General features: G+C 68.9%; 11 protein-coding genes. 2 read left to right on the top strand and 9 right to left on the bottom strand.

What is annotated here, in order from left to right; all coding sequences use genetic code 11:
- Window positions 1-82: 82 nt before the first annotated feature.
- The 8 genes from AC3A35_RS07125 to AC3A35_RS07090 form a co-directional block, all read right to left on the bottom strand.
- Window positions 83-2923 (bottom strand): Hsp70 family protein, encoded by a 2841-nt coding sequence (locus tag AC3A35_RS07125; protein ID WP_487435290.1) that lies wholly within the window; start codon window positions 2921-2923, stop codon window positions 83-85.
- 75 nt (window positions 2924-2998) lie between these two features.
- Window positions 2999-4912 (bottom strand): Hsp70 family protein, encoded by a 1914-nt coding sequence (locus AC3A35_RS07120; protein ID WP_487435288.1) that lies wholly within the window; start codon window positions 4910-4912, stop codon window positions 2999-3001.
- On the bottom strand, window positions 4909-5478 hold the full coding sequence (locus AC3A35_RS07115; protein ID WP_487435286.1) for a DUF2760 domain-containing protein: 570 nt from the start codon (window positions 5476-5478) through the stop codon (window positions 4909-4911). The genes AC3A35_RS07120 and AC3A35_RS07115 overlap by 4 nt, the downstream gene beginning before the upstream one ends.
- Before the next feature lie 402 nt (window positions 5479-5880).
- Window positions 5881-6504 (bottom strand): NapC/NirT family cytochrome c, encoded by a 624-nt coding sequence (locus AC3A35_RS07110; RefSeq protein ID WP_487435285.1) that lies wholly within the window; start codon window positions 6502-6504, stop codon window positions 5881-5883.
- Between the two features lie 168 nt (window positions 6505-6672).
- On the bottom strand, window positions 6673-8001 hold the full coding sequence (locus AC3A35_RS07105) for an ethylbenzene dehydrogenase-related protein (RefSeq protein ID WP_487435284.1): 1329 nt from the start codon (window positions 7999-8001) through the stop codon (window positions 6673-6675).
- Window positions 8002-8244: 243 nt separating this feature from the next.
- Window positions 8245-9714, bottom strand: a complete 1470-nt coding sequence (locus AC3A35_RS07100) for an aminoacyl-histidine dipeptidase (protein WP_487435282.1) — start codon at window positions 9712-9714, stop codon at window positions 8245-8247.
- A 38-nt stretch (window positions 9715-9752) separates the two neighbouring features.
- Window positions 9753-10031 carry an acylphosphatase gene (locus AC3A35_RS07095; protein WP_487435280.1) on the bottom strand — a complete coding sequence of 93 codons (279 nt, stop codon included), beginning with the start codon at window positions 10029-10031 and terminating at the stop codon, window positions 9753-9755.
- A gap of 23 nt (window positions 10032-10054) precedes the next feature.
- Window positions 10055-10369 (bottom strand): EthD family reductase, encoded by a 315-nt coding sequence (locus tag AC3A35_RS07090; protein ID WP_487435279.1) that lies wholly within the window; start codon window positions 10367-10369, stop codon window positions 10055-10057.
- 223 nt (window positions 10370-10592) lie between these two features.
- On the opposite strand from AC3A35_RS07090, the gene AC3A35_RS07085 reads away from it, so the two are divergent.
- The gene (locus tag AC3A35_RS07085) at window positions 10593-11243 is read left to right on the top strand and encodes an SGNH/GDSL hydrolase family protein (RefSeq protein WP_487435278.1); all 651 of its coding nucleotides are present in this window, start codon (window positions 10593-10595) and stop codon (window positions 11241-11243) included.
- A 33-nt stretch (window positions 11244-11276) separates the two neighbouring features.
- On the opposite strand, the gene AC3A35_RS07080 is transcribed toward AC3A35_RS07085, so the two are convergent.
- Window positions 11277-11894: a DUF5610 domain-containing protein gene (locus tag AC3A35_RS07080; RefSeq protein ID WP_487435277.1), complete on the bottom strand. Its 618-nt coding sequence runs from the start codon at window positions 11892-11894 to the stop codon at window positions 11277-11279.
- Window positions 11895-12273: 379 nt separating this feature from the next.
- Here AC3A35_RS07080 and AC3A35_RS07075 point away from each other — a divergent pair, with 379 nt between their 5' ends.
- A complete protein-coding gene (locus tag AC3A35_RS07075) occupies window positions 12274-14547 on the top strand; it encodes an NADP-dependent malic enzyme (RefSeq protein WP_487435276.1) in 2274 nt (757 codons plus the stop codon).
- Window positions 14548-14586: the final 39 nt, after the last annotated feature.

Raw genomic sequence — 14586 nt, 5'->3', positions numbered from 1 at the left:
CGGAGAATGCGTTCGGGGCCTGCCCTGCGACACATCCTGATCCGGGCCCCGCGTCCGGCCCGGCCCGCCGGCCAGGCCTTGATCAGCGCTCGATGAGGATCAGGCCTGCCGGCAGGGATTCGCCGAATGCGCGTCGCCGATCGGCCTCGTCGAGCGCGACCACGCTGCGCACCTGAACGATCCAGCTCTCCGGGGCATTGACCTGCGCCAGTCGGCGCGCGACCTCCTCGCGCGTTGCCGGCGCCAGATCGCGCGCGCGGTCGCCGGTGTAACGGGCGAGCTGGGCGGCAGCGAAGGCGGCCGGTTCGACCTTTCTCCAGTCGAGGGCGAAGACCGCGGCCAGCCATTCGCTCGCGACCTCGGCCGGCACCACCGTGTGCGGGCTGGCGTAGAGCGGCTCGCGCGCGCCGACCCGGCCCAATGCCCACCAGGCCTGAAGCTTTTCGGCCGGCAATGCCAGCCGTTCGAGCAGCCAGCGCCCCACCTCCACCTTGTGCGCCACCGGCACCCGCTCGAGCGACGCCGCCAGCCGCACCATGTCGTCGTAGGCGCCGAAGGCCGCGCTCCGGTTGCGGCGAGGGGCGGCAACCAGGGCCTCGAGCTGGTTGGCGAGGGTCTCGAGCAGCACCAGTTGCGCGGGCTCGGCCAGACCGGCCGCGGCGCGCCGCCACAGGGTCCACCACTCCGACCAGTTCTGGCGTTCGTTGACGTACTGGATGCCATGTTCGAACAACGCCCACAGCTGTTCCACCCGCCAGCCGTCCAGCGGGGCGCCGCAACCGGGGCGCAGGCAGTAGCCCGCGAGGTTGAGCCACACCCGTTCGTGTTCGGGCGAGCGCCGACGGCGTCTGGCCCGCTCCCACAGCGCGTCGAACAGCGCGCGCGCCAACGCCATGTCCCACTCCTCACGCTTGCCCAGCAGGTTTTCGAGTTCGCCGCGCAACTGGCGCACCGGTTTGTCCGCGCGGCCCTGCGCCGGGCTGCCGAATACCCGGTCGATGCGCTCGACCGCGGCGCCGAAATGCGCCGGCAGACCGGCCAGCGGGTCGGGCGCGGTGTCGGCCTCGAGCTCGGTCCCGGCGCCACGCAGTTGAAACTCCAGCAACCAGCGACGGGCAGGGTCGGCTGCGCTGACGCAATGCATGCGCAGGGTGCCGACCTCGGTGATGGCGCTGATGAGCTCGACCGCGACCTCGCCGCGCCCGCCCCCCTCACCCGGCACGCCCACCACGGTCGCGATCGGGGGCAGGCGGACGAAGTCCTCGCCGGCGAGCGACACCACGTCACCGGGCCGATAGACGCGGTCGGCGCTCGACGCGACCAGGTGAAAGCGCACCGGCTGCCCCAGGCGCAGGGCAAAGCGGTGATCGGCCAGATGGATCTCGCTGTCCTCCACCGTGCCGCGTGGCAGCACGCAGATGCCGCGTGTGCTGCCGCCCGGCTCGCCGGTGTGATCGCGGGCGTGCCCGTCGAGCACCAGGAAATAGCTGCGTGCCGAGCCGCCCCCGATGGCCGGCGCCACGCCTTCGCGCCCGAGTGCGTAGGCCACCGCGCCGCGCGCCACGGCCACCTCGGGCTCGGTGTTGGCGAGCACCCGCGGCGGCGATCCGCGCCAGCCCGCAAGCGTGTCGACCAGCCGGCTGGCCAGCGTCGACGAACGAAACACGCCGCCATTGAGCAGCACCGTATCGGGCACCGCCAGGCCCTCGGACCCGGACGCAGACGCGTCCGCCGCCGGGTCGCCGAGGGCCGCGCGCGAGGCCGCGGCGTAACGCCCGAGGAAGGCGGCGAGGTGGCGCGTGATCGCGGGGTCGGCCGGATAGGGCAGGCCGAACTCGACGATGCCGGAACGCCGCCGGCGCGGGGTCTCGTCGGCTGCCACCGGCGGGAAGAAGCCGTCGGCGACGAGCTGCAGGACCTCGTCGCGGGTGAGTTCGGTGGAGCGCGCGCCGCCCACCAGGCGCGCGCCGGTACCCAGCAGCGTGACCGTGACCTGGTCCGGCGCGGCCTCGGCGAGCAACAACTCCTTGGCCGCGCGGCAGTGCTGCACCAGTTGCGAGAAGCGCGCCGCAGTCAGCCCCTGCCCGGCCCCGCCCAGGCGCGGCTCGAGCAGATGGGCAAGGGCCAGATCCATGTTGTCGCCACCCAGCATCAGATGCTCGCCCACCCCGATGCGGGTGAGCCGCGGGGCGGCGTCGCCGGTGGCGGCCCGATCCGATGCAACCTCGATCAGGGTGAGATCGGTGGTGCCGCCACCGACGTCGCACACCAGCAACAGACGGGTGTGGCGCAACTCGGCGGCGAGGCGGGCGCGGTGGCGAAACAGCCAGTCATAGCAGGCCGCCTGCGGCTCTTCGAGCAGGCGCAGCGTGGGCAGACCGGCCATACGGGCAGCCTCGACGGTGAGTGCGCGTGCGCCTTCGTCGAACGACGCGGGTACCGTGAGCACGATCTCCTGCGCTTCCAGCGGTGCATGCGGAAAGTGCTGCTGCCACGCCGCGCGCACGTGCGCCAGATAGCTCGCGCTCGCAGCCAGCGGCGAAACCCGGGCTACATCGTCGCCCGCACCCCAGGGCAGGATGGGGGCGAGGCGATCGACCGCGGCGTGCGACAGCCAGCTCTTGGCGCTCGCGACCACCCGCCCGGGCACCTGCGCACCGAGCTCGCGGGCGAACGCCCCCACCACCACCTGGGCCACCCCGGCCAGGTCGGCGCTCAGCCACGGCAACTCGGTGTCGCCCACCGCCAGTTCGCCCGCCGCCGGGTGATAGCGCAGCGAGGGCAGCAAGGGCCGTTCGCCCACCGCACCGGGGGCCACCAGCTGGGCGACGGGCAACAGACGGATGTCGTCGCTGTCCGGCGCGGCGTAGGCCACCACGGTGTTGCTGGTGCCGAGGTCGATGCCGACCCGGTAGCGCTTCACCGGACCGCCTGCCGGGCGGTACCCGGGTATGCGGCACACGGGGCGGCGTACCCGGCGGACATACGGACGGCCACGTCAGGCGGAGGCGTCGCCACGGACCTCGAACTCGACCTTCCAGCGCTGCTTGCCGTCGACCGGCAGGGCTTCCAGTTCCAGGGTGCCGGTTTCGGTGACCCGCGCGTGCAGCCTGACCCGCACGATCTCGCCGACCGCGCGGCCGTCCGCCGGCAGGGTGGCCTCAATCTCCTCGAGCTCGTGCAGTTCATCGGGCGCCCAGGCATCGAGCAGCGTGCCCACCTGGTCGTGGCGCCGCACCGACGAGCCGAAGAAGCGAAAACGTACCGGCTCGCCCACCACCAGGCCGAACTCCAGTGCCGGCAGCGCGGCCTCGGTGCCCTCCTCCATGCCGAACGGCGCCAGGCACAGGGCCTCGATCGGCGGCTCCATGCCCGGCACTGCGGGCATGGTCGATTCGACTGCCACGTAGTAGGCGCGCGCCGTGCCGCCGCGAATGCGCACCCCGCGACCACGGCGCACATAGCCGTAGTAGGCGGCGCCACGCGCCACCGCCAGATCGAGATCGGCCCCGGCGAGCAGGCGCGCCGGCGGCGCCCCTTCGGCGCCGAGCCAGGATGCCAGGGTGGCGAGCAGGCGCTCGGCCAGCAGGTTCGACTTCAGGACGCCGCCGTTGAACAGCACGGCAGTGGGGTGGAGAAAGCTCGCCTCGTCCGGCGGTGCGCCAAACCCGTCGAGTTCGGCGGTGGCCTCGCGCTGGCGGGTGAGGAAGGCAGCCAGGTGACGGGTGATGGCCGCATCCTGCGCATAGGGCAGGCCCAACTGGGTGAGCGCGCTGCGGGCTCGGCTTTGCGGATGCTCGACAACGGCCACCTCGGGAAAGAAACCGTCGAGCAGGATGGCGTCGAGTTCGGCGCGGGTGAGTTCGGTGCGGATCGAGCCGCCCACCAGTTTCGAGCCGCGGCTCGGTACCACCAGCGCCACCGTGTCGACGTCCGCATCGCCGAGCAGGGTTTCCTTGGCCGCGCGACAGGCATGGGCGAGCGCCCGCGTCTGCCATGCATCGAGCCGGGTGCCCTGCTCGGCGAGCTTGCGCACCACGCCGTAGGCGAGCGCCAGATCCATGTTGTCGCCGCCGAGCAGGATGTGATCGCCCACCGCGACCCGGTGCGGCTCCAGCGTGCCGTTGCGCTCGACCACGGCGATCAGCGACAGGTCGGTGGTACCGCCGCCGATGTCGACCACCAGGATGATGTCGCCCGGGCGCACCTCCTTGCGCCAGCGCCCGGCGCTGCTCTGGATCCAGCTGTAGAGCGCGGCCTGCGGCTCTTCGAGCAGGGTCAGGCGGGCGTAGCCTGCGGCCGTGGCAGCCTCGGCAGTGAGCTCGCGCGCGGCCGGATCGAAAGACGCGGGGATGGTGACGGTGACATCCTGGTCGGCAAACGGGGCCTCGGGATGGGCCGCGTTCCACGCCTCGCGCAGATGGGCGAGGTAGCGCACCGACGCCTCGAGCGGCGAGATGCGCGCCACTTCTTCGGGGGCATCGGCGGGCAGGATAGCCCCGCGCCGATCCACGCCGGGATGGCACAGCCAGCTCTTGGCACTCGCCACCATGCGGATCGGCGTGGTCGCGCCGCGTGCGCGCGCCAACGCGCCGACCGCGAAATCGTTGTCGGCCGCCCACGGCAGGCCGAGATCGCCGGGAGCGAGTTCGCTTTCGTGCGGCAGATAGACGAAGGACGGCAGCAGCGGCTGGTCCTCGACCGCGCCCGGAGCGCTCAGTTGCGGAATGGAGAGCACCTCCAGCTGCGCCTGCTCGCCGTCGCTGGCCTCGGTGTCGACATACGACAGCGCGCAGTGAGTGGTCCCGAGATCGATCCCGATGGCGTAGCGCGGGCGGGCGTCGACCGCATGGTCGAGGACCTCCGGCGTCGCGTCGGCCTGCTCATCCCCGGCCGTATTCCTGCGGCTCACAGCTCCACCTCCGCGGGCGCGATGATGGCCGCATCGTGGCCCGCGGAGAGACGCGGCAGGCGCGCATCGGTGATTCGCCAGCCACGGTGGGTGAGTTGCCCGGAGAACGGCGGCTGGCCCACCACATTGCCGCTGAGGCGGATCGCCGCCGCTTCGAACCCGGCAGCCAGGGTGATGCGCTCGCCCTCTGGCTCGGTGCGCACCGGCTGCAGCGTGAAGTGCTCGCGCAAGGCCTTGCGGCAACCCTCGTGCACCAGGCGCGCGGCCGCGCCGATGTCGGCGTCGCTGTAGGCGACGATGTCTTCCTCGACGAAGTCGACCAGGCGCGCCTCGCGCTGCAGCAGGCCGAGCAATTGCAACGCGGCGTCTGCCGAGGCCTGCTGCTGCAGCGGAGCTTCGCGCGCCGGCTGGGACGCGGGAGCCTCCGCGGCCACCGGCTGCGGAGCCGGCCCGGCTTCGCGCAGCTGCCGGATGCGCGCGGCCAGCTCGGCGTTGCCGAGAATCGCGAAGAAGGTCCCGAAGGCAATGGAAATACGACCGAGCAGGGAGGGGCTTGAATCAATCATGCAGGCGCTCCTGGAATCGTGGTGATTGAAGACGGATCGGGGAAGCGCTGCTGCCGAAGCAGGAGGCATCCTCGTGCCGGCGTGGCGGGCGTCGATGCCGAACGATTTTTGCACTGCAATATAGCGCATTCTTGAGCAACTGCCAGCGGCCCGCCGGCAGTTACCGACGGGAAGGCCGGGCGCCAGGGCAAGGGGAGTCTACATGAACACCGCCGGCGCCGACGCGGTGGAAGCCGCCGCGCCGGCATCGATCACCCGGGGTTCAACCGCAGCGCGGCGGCCACGCGCGGCGGGGTGACCGGGGGCCACGACGGCCAGGATTTCCGCTCGCGCGCAGCCGGGTCGCGGCAGCTGGCGGCAAGCTCGGGAATCGCCGCGGGGTTGCGCTCGCACGCAACCCGATCACTCCGCGATCACCTTTTCGTAATGCGCCTCCCAGCCGTCGGGGAGCTTGTGCGCGATCCCCTGATGGCAATCGATGCAGGTCTCCTTGTTCGCCGGGGCCTCGGTGTGAAGGCGCTGGGCGCGCTTGGCCTGATCGCCGATCGCCATGGCGTCGAACGCGTGACAGTTCCGGCACTCGCGCGAATCACTGGCCTTCATCGTCCGCCAGACGTTGCCAGCGAGCGCCAGTCGCTCGGCGTCGAACTTTTCGCGGGTGTTGATGGTGCCGAGCAGCTTGTGATAGACCTCGCTCGATGCACGGATCTTGCGCACCATCTTCGGTCCCCACTCCCGCGGCACGTGGCAATCGGCGCAGGTCGCGCGCACGCCGGCGGCATTCCGGAAGTGCGGCGATTCCTCGTATTCGGGCTGGATGAAGGCGCTCATTTCGTGACAGGAAGTGCAAAACGCCGGCGTATTGGTCACCTCGAGCGCGGTGTGGAATCCGCCCCAGAAGATCACGCCGACGATGGCGCCGACGAGGAAGATGCCACCCCAGGCGAAGCGCCCGGAAGGACGCCAGAACCACCGCCATAGCCTCGTGAGCGCGTTCGGTGAGCGTTGATTGTCGGATTGTCCCATGCTGCCTCCGCTGTGTGAGATGCCCCGGGCCAGGCAAGGCGCAACGCAAGCGGCGGATTACCGGGAACGCAGCCCGAACCTGGCCTGTCGGGACAAAAAACCGTCGTTGATGCGCCGCGGCGGGGTGTATTCGGTGGCGCCGCCGCGGCAAGCCGGACTATGGTCGGGTCATGGCACGGTCACGGCCGGGATCGTTCCCCCGGCGCCGACGCTCAGTGTCAGCGGGAACGAGACGTGGTGGAAACGGGTGGTGACGTTGTCGTCATGGATCGCGAAACCCACGTTGTACACGCCCCCCGCCTTGAGGATCTTGTCGTCCTCGGGATGGCCGGTGTCGAGCTTGCGCGTCCACAGCACCGTCCACTTGCCGTCTTTCCAGCTTCCCTTTACGTCGCCGTTGTCCGCTGCCGATCCTGCCGCATCGGCGCGCGACAGCACTCGGCCGGGCAGGATGTCGCCCTTCTTCCAGCCCGCCTTGGGATCGTAGGCGACGGCATTTTCTTCGCGGATGATCGCGTGCGGCTTCGCGGCGTTGCCGATGTCGGCCATCGCGATCGCCTTGACCCCGACCTTGCTCGCGTCGAACATGAATTTCGGGGTCATCGTCTTTCTGTCGACATTCCAGCTGAATGGCCCCTTGCCGGCATCGGGCAGGCGGTACTCAAGCACATAGCCGTCATCGGCCATGCCCACCGCATTGCTGCGCGCCCCGCGCCACTGCATCAGTTCGACGAATTCGCCCGCAGCCTTGAGCTTGGCGATGTCCTCCGGCGACTTGGTCTTGTCCCATTTCGCCGCGTCGTCGGTACGCGTGTTCGGCAGGTACTTGCGTACATCGCTTTCCTTCAGCATGCCGCCGATCAGCGCATGCGCCTGCACCTGCTCCTTGGTGGCCTCTTCCGGCATGTCGCGCATGCCGTTGTGGCAACTCAGCCAGCAACCCTGATTCTTGAACAGCGGGATCTTGCCATCGTCGATCATGATCGCCAGGCGGTCCTCATACAGCGGTGGCTCGGCGCCACTGCGCACCTTGTCTTTCGACCGCGGTCCGCCGATGAAAGCCCATTTCTCGCCGTCATACATCATGTAATCGTGCATCTGACCGGCACGATCCATCTGCGACTTCCACTCGAAGCGGAGATAGAGATTGTCCTTGTCATGAGCGGCCTGGACGTCGAGACTGGTCGAACCATTCTTGCCGGCAATGGGCGCGGGCTCGAGCCGTCCGCCCTTGACGATCGCCTTGCCCAGTTCCTCCTCCTCGCCTTCGTGACACGACGTACAGGCGTCACCGGCCTTGACCTTGTTGTCGGCGCGCCGGTGAGCCGGGCTCTTCACCCAGTCGTAGCCGGCCTGCCCCGGATAGAACAGCTTCACGGTATGGGTCGGGATCTTCGACCAGTCGGCAGGTGGCGCAGACCATGCGGGCATCGATATGACGGTTGCCACTGCGGTGATGGTTGCGCCATATGACAGTCTTGTAGCGAATGTATTCATTATTTTGTCCTCCTCCATGAAACGGGCACGACAGCAATACCAGGAGCCCCGGTCGCGACACGCCAGTGCGCCGGGCCTTTACCAAACGCGTTGCCAGTTCAGTATAGGCTTGGCATTGCGAAAAACCACGCCGATGGCCACGTTATTTGGTTCACGCCGGCCGCGCCGGCCCTGCGGCCCACGGCGGCATGATGTCAGTGGCGTAGCGCCGCACGGTGGCGGCGGCGCTCGATCGTGGCCGGCTCAGCGCACCACGCGGGGCGGAATTGCCGCCAGCACACTGGCCAATAGGCGCCAGGCACGCTCCACGCTGCTCACTTCCAGTCGCTCGCCGGGTGCATGGGCGCCGCGGATCGTGGGGCCGAAGGAGATCATGTCCATGTCCGGCCAGGTCGCGGCAAAGATGCCGCACTCCAGCCCGGCGTGGATCACCTTCACCGCGGCCTCGCCACCGAACTCGCGCCGGTAGGCGTCCTGGAACAAGGCCAGCAGGCCGGAGTCCGGATTCGGCGCCCAGCCCGGGTAGGGCTCGGTGAGCGTAGCCGGGATGCCGGCGAGCGAATACAGGCTGACGATCTCGGCCGCGAGCGCACGCGTACCGGCATCGACCAGGGATCGCACCATCAGTATCGCCTGCAGGCGTTCGGCATTAAGGCGCAGCATGCCGAGGTTGTTCGAAGTTTCCACCACGCCCGGCACGCGCGCGCTCATGCGCCGCACGCCGTGCGGGGTCGCATGCAGGAGCGCCAGCACGGTGCGTGCGGCATCAGCGCTGAGTGCCCGCGCCGGCAGGTCGGATTCCGCGGCGAGGTGCAGGCGGAAGCCCTCGTCCACGCCGCCCAGTTCATCGGTGATCTCCGCCCCCAGCCGCGCCACCTCCGCCTGCAGTGCCGCGGCATTGCCATCGGCCACCACGATCACCGCCTGCGCCTCGCGCGGCAAGGCATTGCGCGCCGTGCCGCCCTCCATCGATGCCAGCCGGAATGCCACCCTCGCCTGCGCCAGGCCCTGCAGCACGCGCACCAGCAGCTTGATCGCATTGCCGCGCTGCAGGTGGATATCCACCCCCGAATGCCCGCCCTGCAGCCCGTCGACGACGACCCGCAGGGCCTGCAACCGGGCCGGAACGGGCTCCGAAGCGAGCGGCGCATCCACCACCACGTCGGCCCCGCCGGCGCAGCCGAGGTAGAACTCGCCCCAGTCCTCGGTATCGACGTTGATCAGCAAGCGCCCCTGCACGGCGTCCGCACGCAGGCCGTGCGCGCCGCTCATGCCGGATTCCTCGTCCACCGTGAGCAGCACCTCGAGCGCCGGATGCGCGAGTTCGTCCGACTCCAGCACCGCCAGCGCCAAGGCTACCCCGATGCCGTTGTCCGCGCCCAGCGTGGTCTCGTCCGCCACCAGCCAGCCATCACGCAGCTCGGCGCGGATCGGGTCGCGCAGGAAGTCGTGGCCGCTGGCGGCGTTCTTCTGGCACACCATGTCCAGATGCCCCTGCAGCACCACGCCCGGCCGGTCAGCGTAACCCCATGTGGCCGGTTTGGACAGGACCAGGTTGCCGGTGGCGTCGATGGCGACGCCGAGCCCGCGCATCCGTGCCCAGCCGGCGAGTTCGTCGCGCAGGGCACGCTCGTGGCCCGAGGAACGGGGGATGCGGCACAGGGTGGAGAAATGGCGCCAGACGGCGGCGGGTTGCAGCGCGGAAAGATCCATCGGGTGCGTCCTGCTCGATGCGGGTTGGCGGCTACGGTTCAGCCGGTCGGTCGCTGCACGAAGGAATCGAAGCACCCGTCTCCGTCGCTGACCACGACCTCGCGCACGCGCGCCTGCGGCGGCCCGGCGTGCGCCCATGCGATGAGCACGTCCAGGGTTTCCGCGTCGCCGGAGATCATCGCCTCCACCGAGCCGTCGGGCCGATTGCGAACCCAACCGCAGACCCCCAGCGAGCGGGCCTGCTCGACCATGGACCAGCGATAGCCGACGCCCTGAACGACGCCGCTGATCTCAAGGCGTAGAACGCGTTCAGACATGAGTCGGCCTCCTGCCATCCGGGTCAACCGACCACGACTTCGCTGATCTGCAGCACCGGGGCGAGGTCGGTGTAGTTCGGAATGTCGCCGAGGATCTCCTCCGCATGCGGCCCGAACCCGGCCTCGAAGGCCTCGACCGACTCGCAGTACAGGTGGCACATTGCGACGTAGGTCGGCGGCGTATCCCGAGCGTCGCCGGAGAGTCCCCGGTCCACCGTATAGTAGATGCAGTGGTCGCCCATCCTGTCTTTCACCATGGGAAGGTGGACGTCACGGTAGTACGTGTGGTCGAACCGCGCACCGGGTGTGTTGGGGTACATCACGCTGACCTTGATCATGCCTGTTCTCCTCGAAGATGGGCCCCGCTTGCCGGGGAGGAAAGTGTCCGCCACTCCCGGGTCGCCGCGCAAGCGCAGATGGCTTGAAATGCGTGAACGGCATTGCCAGAATGCGGGCACACCGTGCGCCGCCCCCTTTGATCCCGGCGACATGGGGCACATCCGGGGCCGTCCGATCACACCCGCTGGTTCTTTCGCGCAATAGTGCATCACGGAGGGCGCCATGCAGCACATCCTCGTCTATGCCGACTCCCTGTCGTGGGGCATCATCCCCACCACCCGCAGGCGCCTCACCTTCGACCAGCGCTGGCCGGGGGTGATGGAGATCGCGCTCGCGGCCGCCGGTCGTCGGGTACGCGTGATCGAGGACTGCCTGAACGGTCGGCGGACAGTGTGGGACGACCCGTTCAAACCCGGGCGCAACGGTCTGCTCGGCCTGGCCCAGCGGATCGAAATCCATTCGCCGCTGGACCTCGTCGTGCTCATGCTCGGGACCAACGACTTCCAGTCGATGCACGCATTGAACGCCTGGCATTCGTCCCAGGGGATCGCGGCGCTGGTATCCGCGATCCGCACCGCGCCGATCGAGCCCGGCATGCCGGTGCCCGCGGTGCTGGTGGTCGCGCCACCGCCGATCCAGGCGCCGCGCGGGCCGATCGCGCCGAAATTCGCCGGCGCCGAGGCCAAGTGCGTGGGATTGGCGGCCGCCTACCGGCAGACCTGCGCCGAACTGGACTGCCATTTCTTCGATGCCGGAACGGTCACGCCGTCCAGCCCGGTCGACGGCGTCCATCTCGACGCGGACCAGCATGCCTTGCTCGGGTGGGCACTGGCCACGGTCGTCGCGCCCTTGTTGGCGGCCACGACGCGGTAGGAGGCGGTCGGACTGGAGCGATCGTCACGCCCCTCAGGTGGCCGCCGCGCCGGCATCGTCTGCCGCAGCGGCCTCATCGGGCGGGCTCGACAGCGCCGCCAGGCGGCTGGCGAGGAGGTCGTCCAGGCCCTTCTGCACCAGTTCGTAGGTCCTGGCGATGCCGGTGGCGCTATCGCCCTGGAGCACGCCGAGCCCCTGCAGGATGTCGGCCGCCTCGTTGTAGCCCTGCTCGAAGCCGCTGCGTATCAGGTCCACGAAATCCCGCACCAGGGTCGCCTGATCGCCGCCCGCGTTCTGCGCGGCGTAGCTTTCGAAGAAACCGGTGGCGAACGCGAGGATGCGCCCGGCGGTGCCCGCGGGCGAGTTGTCTTCGCCCAGCGCAGTCTGCAAGGCGTCGACGCCCTTCTCGGGCGCGAGCAGTTCGTTGATCTTCTCGATCGCGCTGCGGAACAGCAGCGCCTGGCTGTCGTTCCCGGAGCTGATCGATACCCTCAGCGAGGCTTCGAGGATCAGGGTGTTCTGCGTGGTGCGCTGCTCTGCCTGGACGCCGGCACCCGTGTGCCGGACTTCGCTATCTGCGCCGGTAGAGACGGCCTCGCTGCGATGCACCGTTGCGGATATGGATTGGGACGCGGAAACGTTGATGGCCATGGCGATACTCCTGATCCGGTAAACAAACACTAGACCGGAAAGCGCGCTGACGACATGTTCCCCGAAAACTATAATCGACCAAGGGGACGCCGAATGTGCAGGCCGGTGCATCGAGACGTCGCGCCCGGCCGCCCCGGAACGCAAGCCGTCGCCACCCTCGTGCAAACCGCAATATCCGTGAAAGGAATCTGCAAGCAGAATACGCCATTGTCCCGCTGACAGCGGAGCACGGCACGCCAGGGGGCCTCTTTGTCCCTTGCCCACGGCCACCGACGCTCGCTCCGCTCCCGCCCAGGACAGCCCGTACGGCCTCGCTCGGCGGGGACGCGAAAAAACAAGCCGGCCACCGGTGACAACCAGAATCAAAGGAGAACGATCCATGGACGAGCAGCTGCGCAGGGATGCACTGGAGTACCACGAGTTTCCGACCCCGGGCAAGATCTCGGTGACCCCGACCAAGGGCCTCGCCACCCAGCGCGACCTGTCGCTGGCCTATTCGCCCGGCGTGGCCTACGCGTGCACCGCAATCTACGAAGATCCGCTGCTTGCGGCGCGCTACACCTCGCGCGGCAATCTGGTTGCGGTGGTCACCAACGGGACCGCGGTGCTCGGCCTGGGCAACATCGGGCCGCTCGCCGGCAAGCCGGTGATGGAAGGCAAGGGGTGTTTGTTCAAGAAGTTCGCCGGGGTCGACGTGTTCGACATCGAGCTCGACGAGCGCGACCCGGACAAGCTGGTCGAGATCATCGCCAGCATGGAACCCACCTTCGGCGGCATCAACCTCGAGGACATCAAGTCGCCCGAGTGCTTCTACATCGAGAAGAAGCTGCGCGAGCGGATGAAGATTCCGGTCTTCCACGACGACCAGCACGGCACCGCGATCGTCGCCGCAGCGGCGGTGATCAACGGCCTGCGCCTGGTCGGCAAGGATATCCGCGACGCAAAGCTCGCCGCCTCGGGCGCCGGCGCCGCTGCGCTGGCCTGCCTCGACCTGCTGGTGAGCCTGGGCATGCCGGTCGAGAACATCCGCGTGGTCGACGGCAAGGGCGTGATCTACGTCGGCCGCCCGGAAGGCATGGACGCGAGCAAGGAGCGCTATGCGCGCGACACCCCGGCGCGCACGCTGGCCGACATCATCGTCGACGCCGACATCTTCCTCGGCCTGTCGACCGGCGGCGTCCTGAAGCCCGAGATGGTGGCGAAGATGGCGCGGGATCCGATCATCCTGGCGATGGCCAACCCCACCCCGGAGATCATGCCGGAGCTGGCCAAGGAAGTGCGCCCGGACGCGATCATCGGCACCGGCCGCTCGGATTACCCGAACCAGGTGAACAACGTCCTGTGCTTCCCCTTCATCTTCCGTGGCGCGCTCGATGTGGGCGCGACCACGATCAACGAAGAGATGAAGGTGGCGACGGTGCGTGCGCTGGCCGACCTGACCCATGCCGAGATCCCGGCCGAGGTCGCCAGCGCCTACGGTGCCGAGGGCCTGCGTTTCGGCCCCGAATACCTGATTCCGAAGCCCTTCGACCCGCGCCTGATCGAGAAGGTCGCCCCCGCGGTGGCCAAGGCGGCGATGGACAGCGGCGTGGCGACGCGTCCGATCGAGGATTTCGCCGCTTACCGGCAGCAGCTGCGGCGCTTCGTCTACCACTCCGGCACCAGCATGGAGCCGGTGTACCAGGCCGCGAAGAACGCGCCCAAGCGCGTGGTCTATGCCGAGGGCGAGGACGAACGGGTGCTGCGCGCGGCGCAGATCGTGGTCGACGACGGGCTGGCGACGCCATTGCTGATCGGTCGCCCGGACGTGATCAACGCGCGTATCGCGAACTACGGTCTGCGCCTGACACCGGGCACCGACTGCGAGATCGTCAATGTGCTCGACGATCCGCGCTACGACGAATGCTGGCAGGAATACCACCGCCTCGCGGTGCGCAAGGGCGTGACCCAGGCGGTGGCGAAGGAAGCGATGCGCAACCGCTCGACGCTGATCGCCGCGATGCTGGTACGCCGTGGCGACGCGGACGGCATGCTGTGCGGCACCACCGGCATCTACGCCGAGCACCTCGGCTTCGTGCGCGACGTGATCGGCCTGCGCGAGGGCGTGCATACCTTTGCCGCGATGCAGATGCTGATGCTGCCCGGGCGCCAGTTGTTCATTTGCGATACCCACGTGAACCTCGATCCGACCACCGAGCAGATTGCCGAGATGACCCTGCTCGCCGCAGACGAGGTACGCCGTTTCGGCGTCAAGCCCAGCGTGGCGCTGTTGTCGCATTCGAGCTTCGGCAGTTCGAGCGCCGAATCGGCGACCAAGATGCGCAGGGCGCTGGCGCTCATCCGCGACCGCAACCCGGACCTGGCGGTCGACGGCGAAATGCACGGCGACGCCGCGCTGTCGCGTCCGGTCCTCGACGAGCTGATGCCGGAGAACACGCTCCACGGCGAAGCCAACCTGCTGATCATGCCCAATGTGGACGCGGCGAACATCGCCTACAACCTGTTGCGGGTGGCGGCCGGCGGCGGCATCACGGTGGGGGCGATCCTGCTCGGCGCCGCCCGCCCGGTGCATATCCTGACGCCGTCGTCGACGGTGCGCCGCATCGTCAACATGACCGCGCTCACGGTGGTCGACGCCGACGTACAGCGCTAAGACGTATGGCGGGGCGGCGCAGGTGTCGCTCCGCCAACA

It is taken from the genome of Azoarcus sp. Soil_N_20 (assembly GCF_057656155.1).
The sequence above is the reverse complement of the archived record's forward strand: the minus strand, read 5'-3'. Positions and strand labels throughout refer to the sequence as shown.

Bases quoted from the DNA above. Each gene is read 5' to 3' on its own strand.
- AC3A35_RS07080 (WP_487435277.1), bottom strand. From the start codon at position 11,894: ATGGCCATCAACGTTTCCGCGTCCCAATCCATATCCGCAACGGTGCAT.
- AC3A35_RS07100 (WP_487435282.1), bottom strand. From the start codon at position 9,714: ATGGATCTTTCCGCGCTGCAACCCGCCGCCGTCTGGCGCCATTTCTCC.
- AC3A35_RS07105 (WP_487435284.1), bottom strand. From the start codon at position 8,001: ATGAATACATTCGCTACAAGACTGTCATATGGCGCAACCATCACCGCA.
- AC3A35_RS07075 (WP_487435276.1), top strand. From the start codon at position 12,274: ATGGACGAGCAGCTGCGCAGGGATGCACTGGAGTACCACGAGTTTCCG.
- AC3A35_RS07095 (WP_487435280.1), bottom strand. From the start codon at position 10,031: ATGTCTGAACGCGTTCTACGCCTTGAGATCAGCGGCGTCGTTCAGGGC.
- AC3A35_RS07110 (WP_487435285.1), bottom strand. From the start codon at position 6,504: ATGGGACAATCCGACAATCAACGCTCACCGAACGCGCTCACGAGGCTA.
- AC3A35_RS07090 (WP_487435279.1), bottom strand. From the start codon at position 10,369: ATGATCAAGGTCAGCGTGATGTACCCCAACACACCCGGTGCGCGGTTC.
- AC3A35_RS07115 (WP_487435286.1), bottom strand. From the start codon at position 5,478: ATGATTGATTCAAGCCCCTCCCTGCTCGGTCGTATTTCCATTGCCTTC.
- AC3A35_RS07085 (WP_487435278.1), top strand. From the start codon at position 10,593: ATGCAGCACATCCTCGTCTATGCCGACTCCCTGTCGTGGGGCATCATC.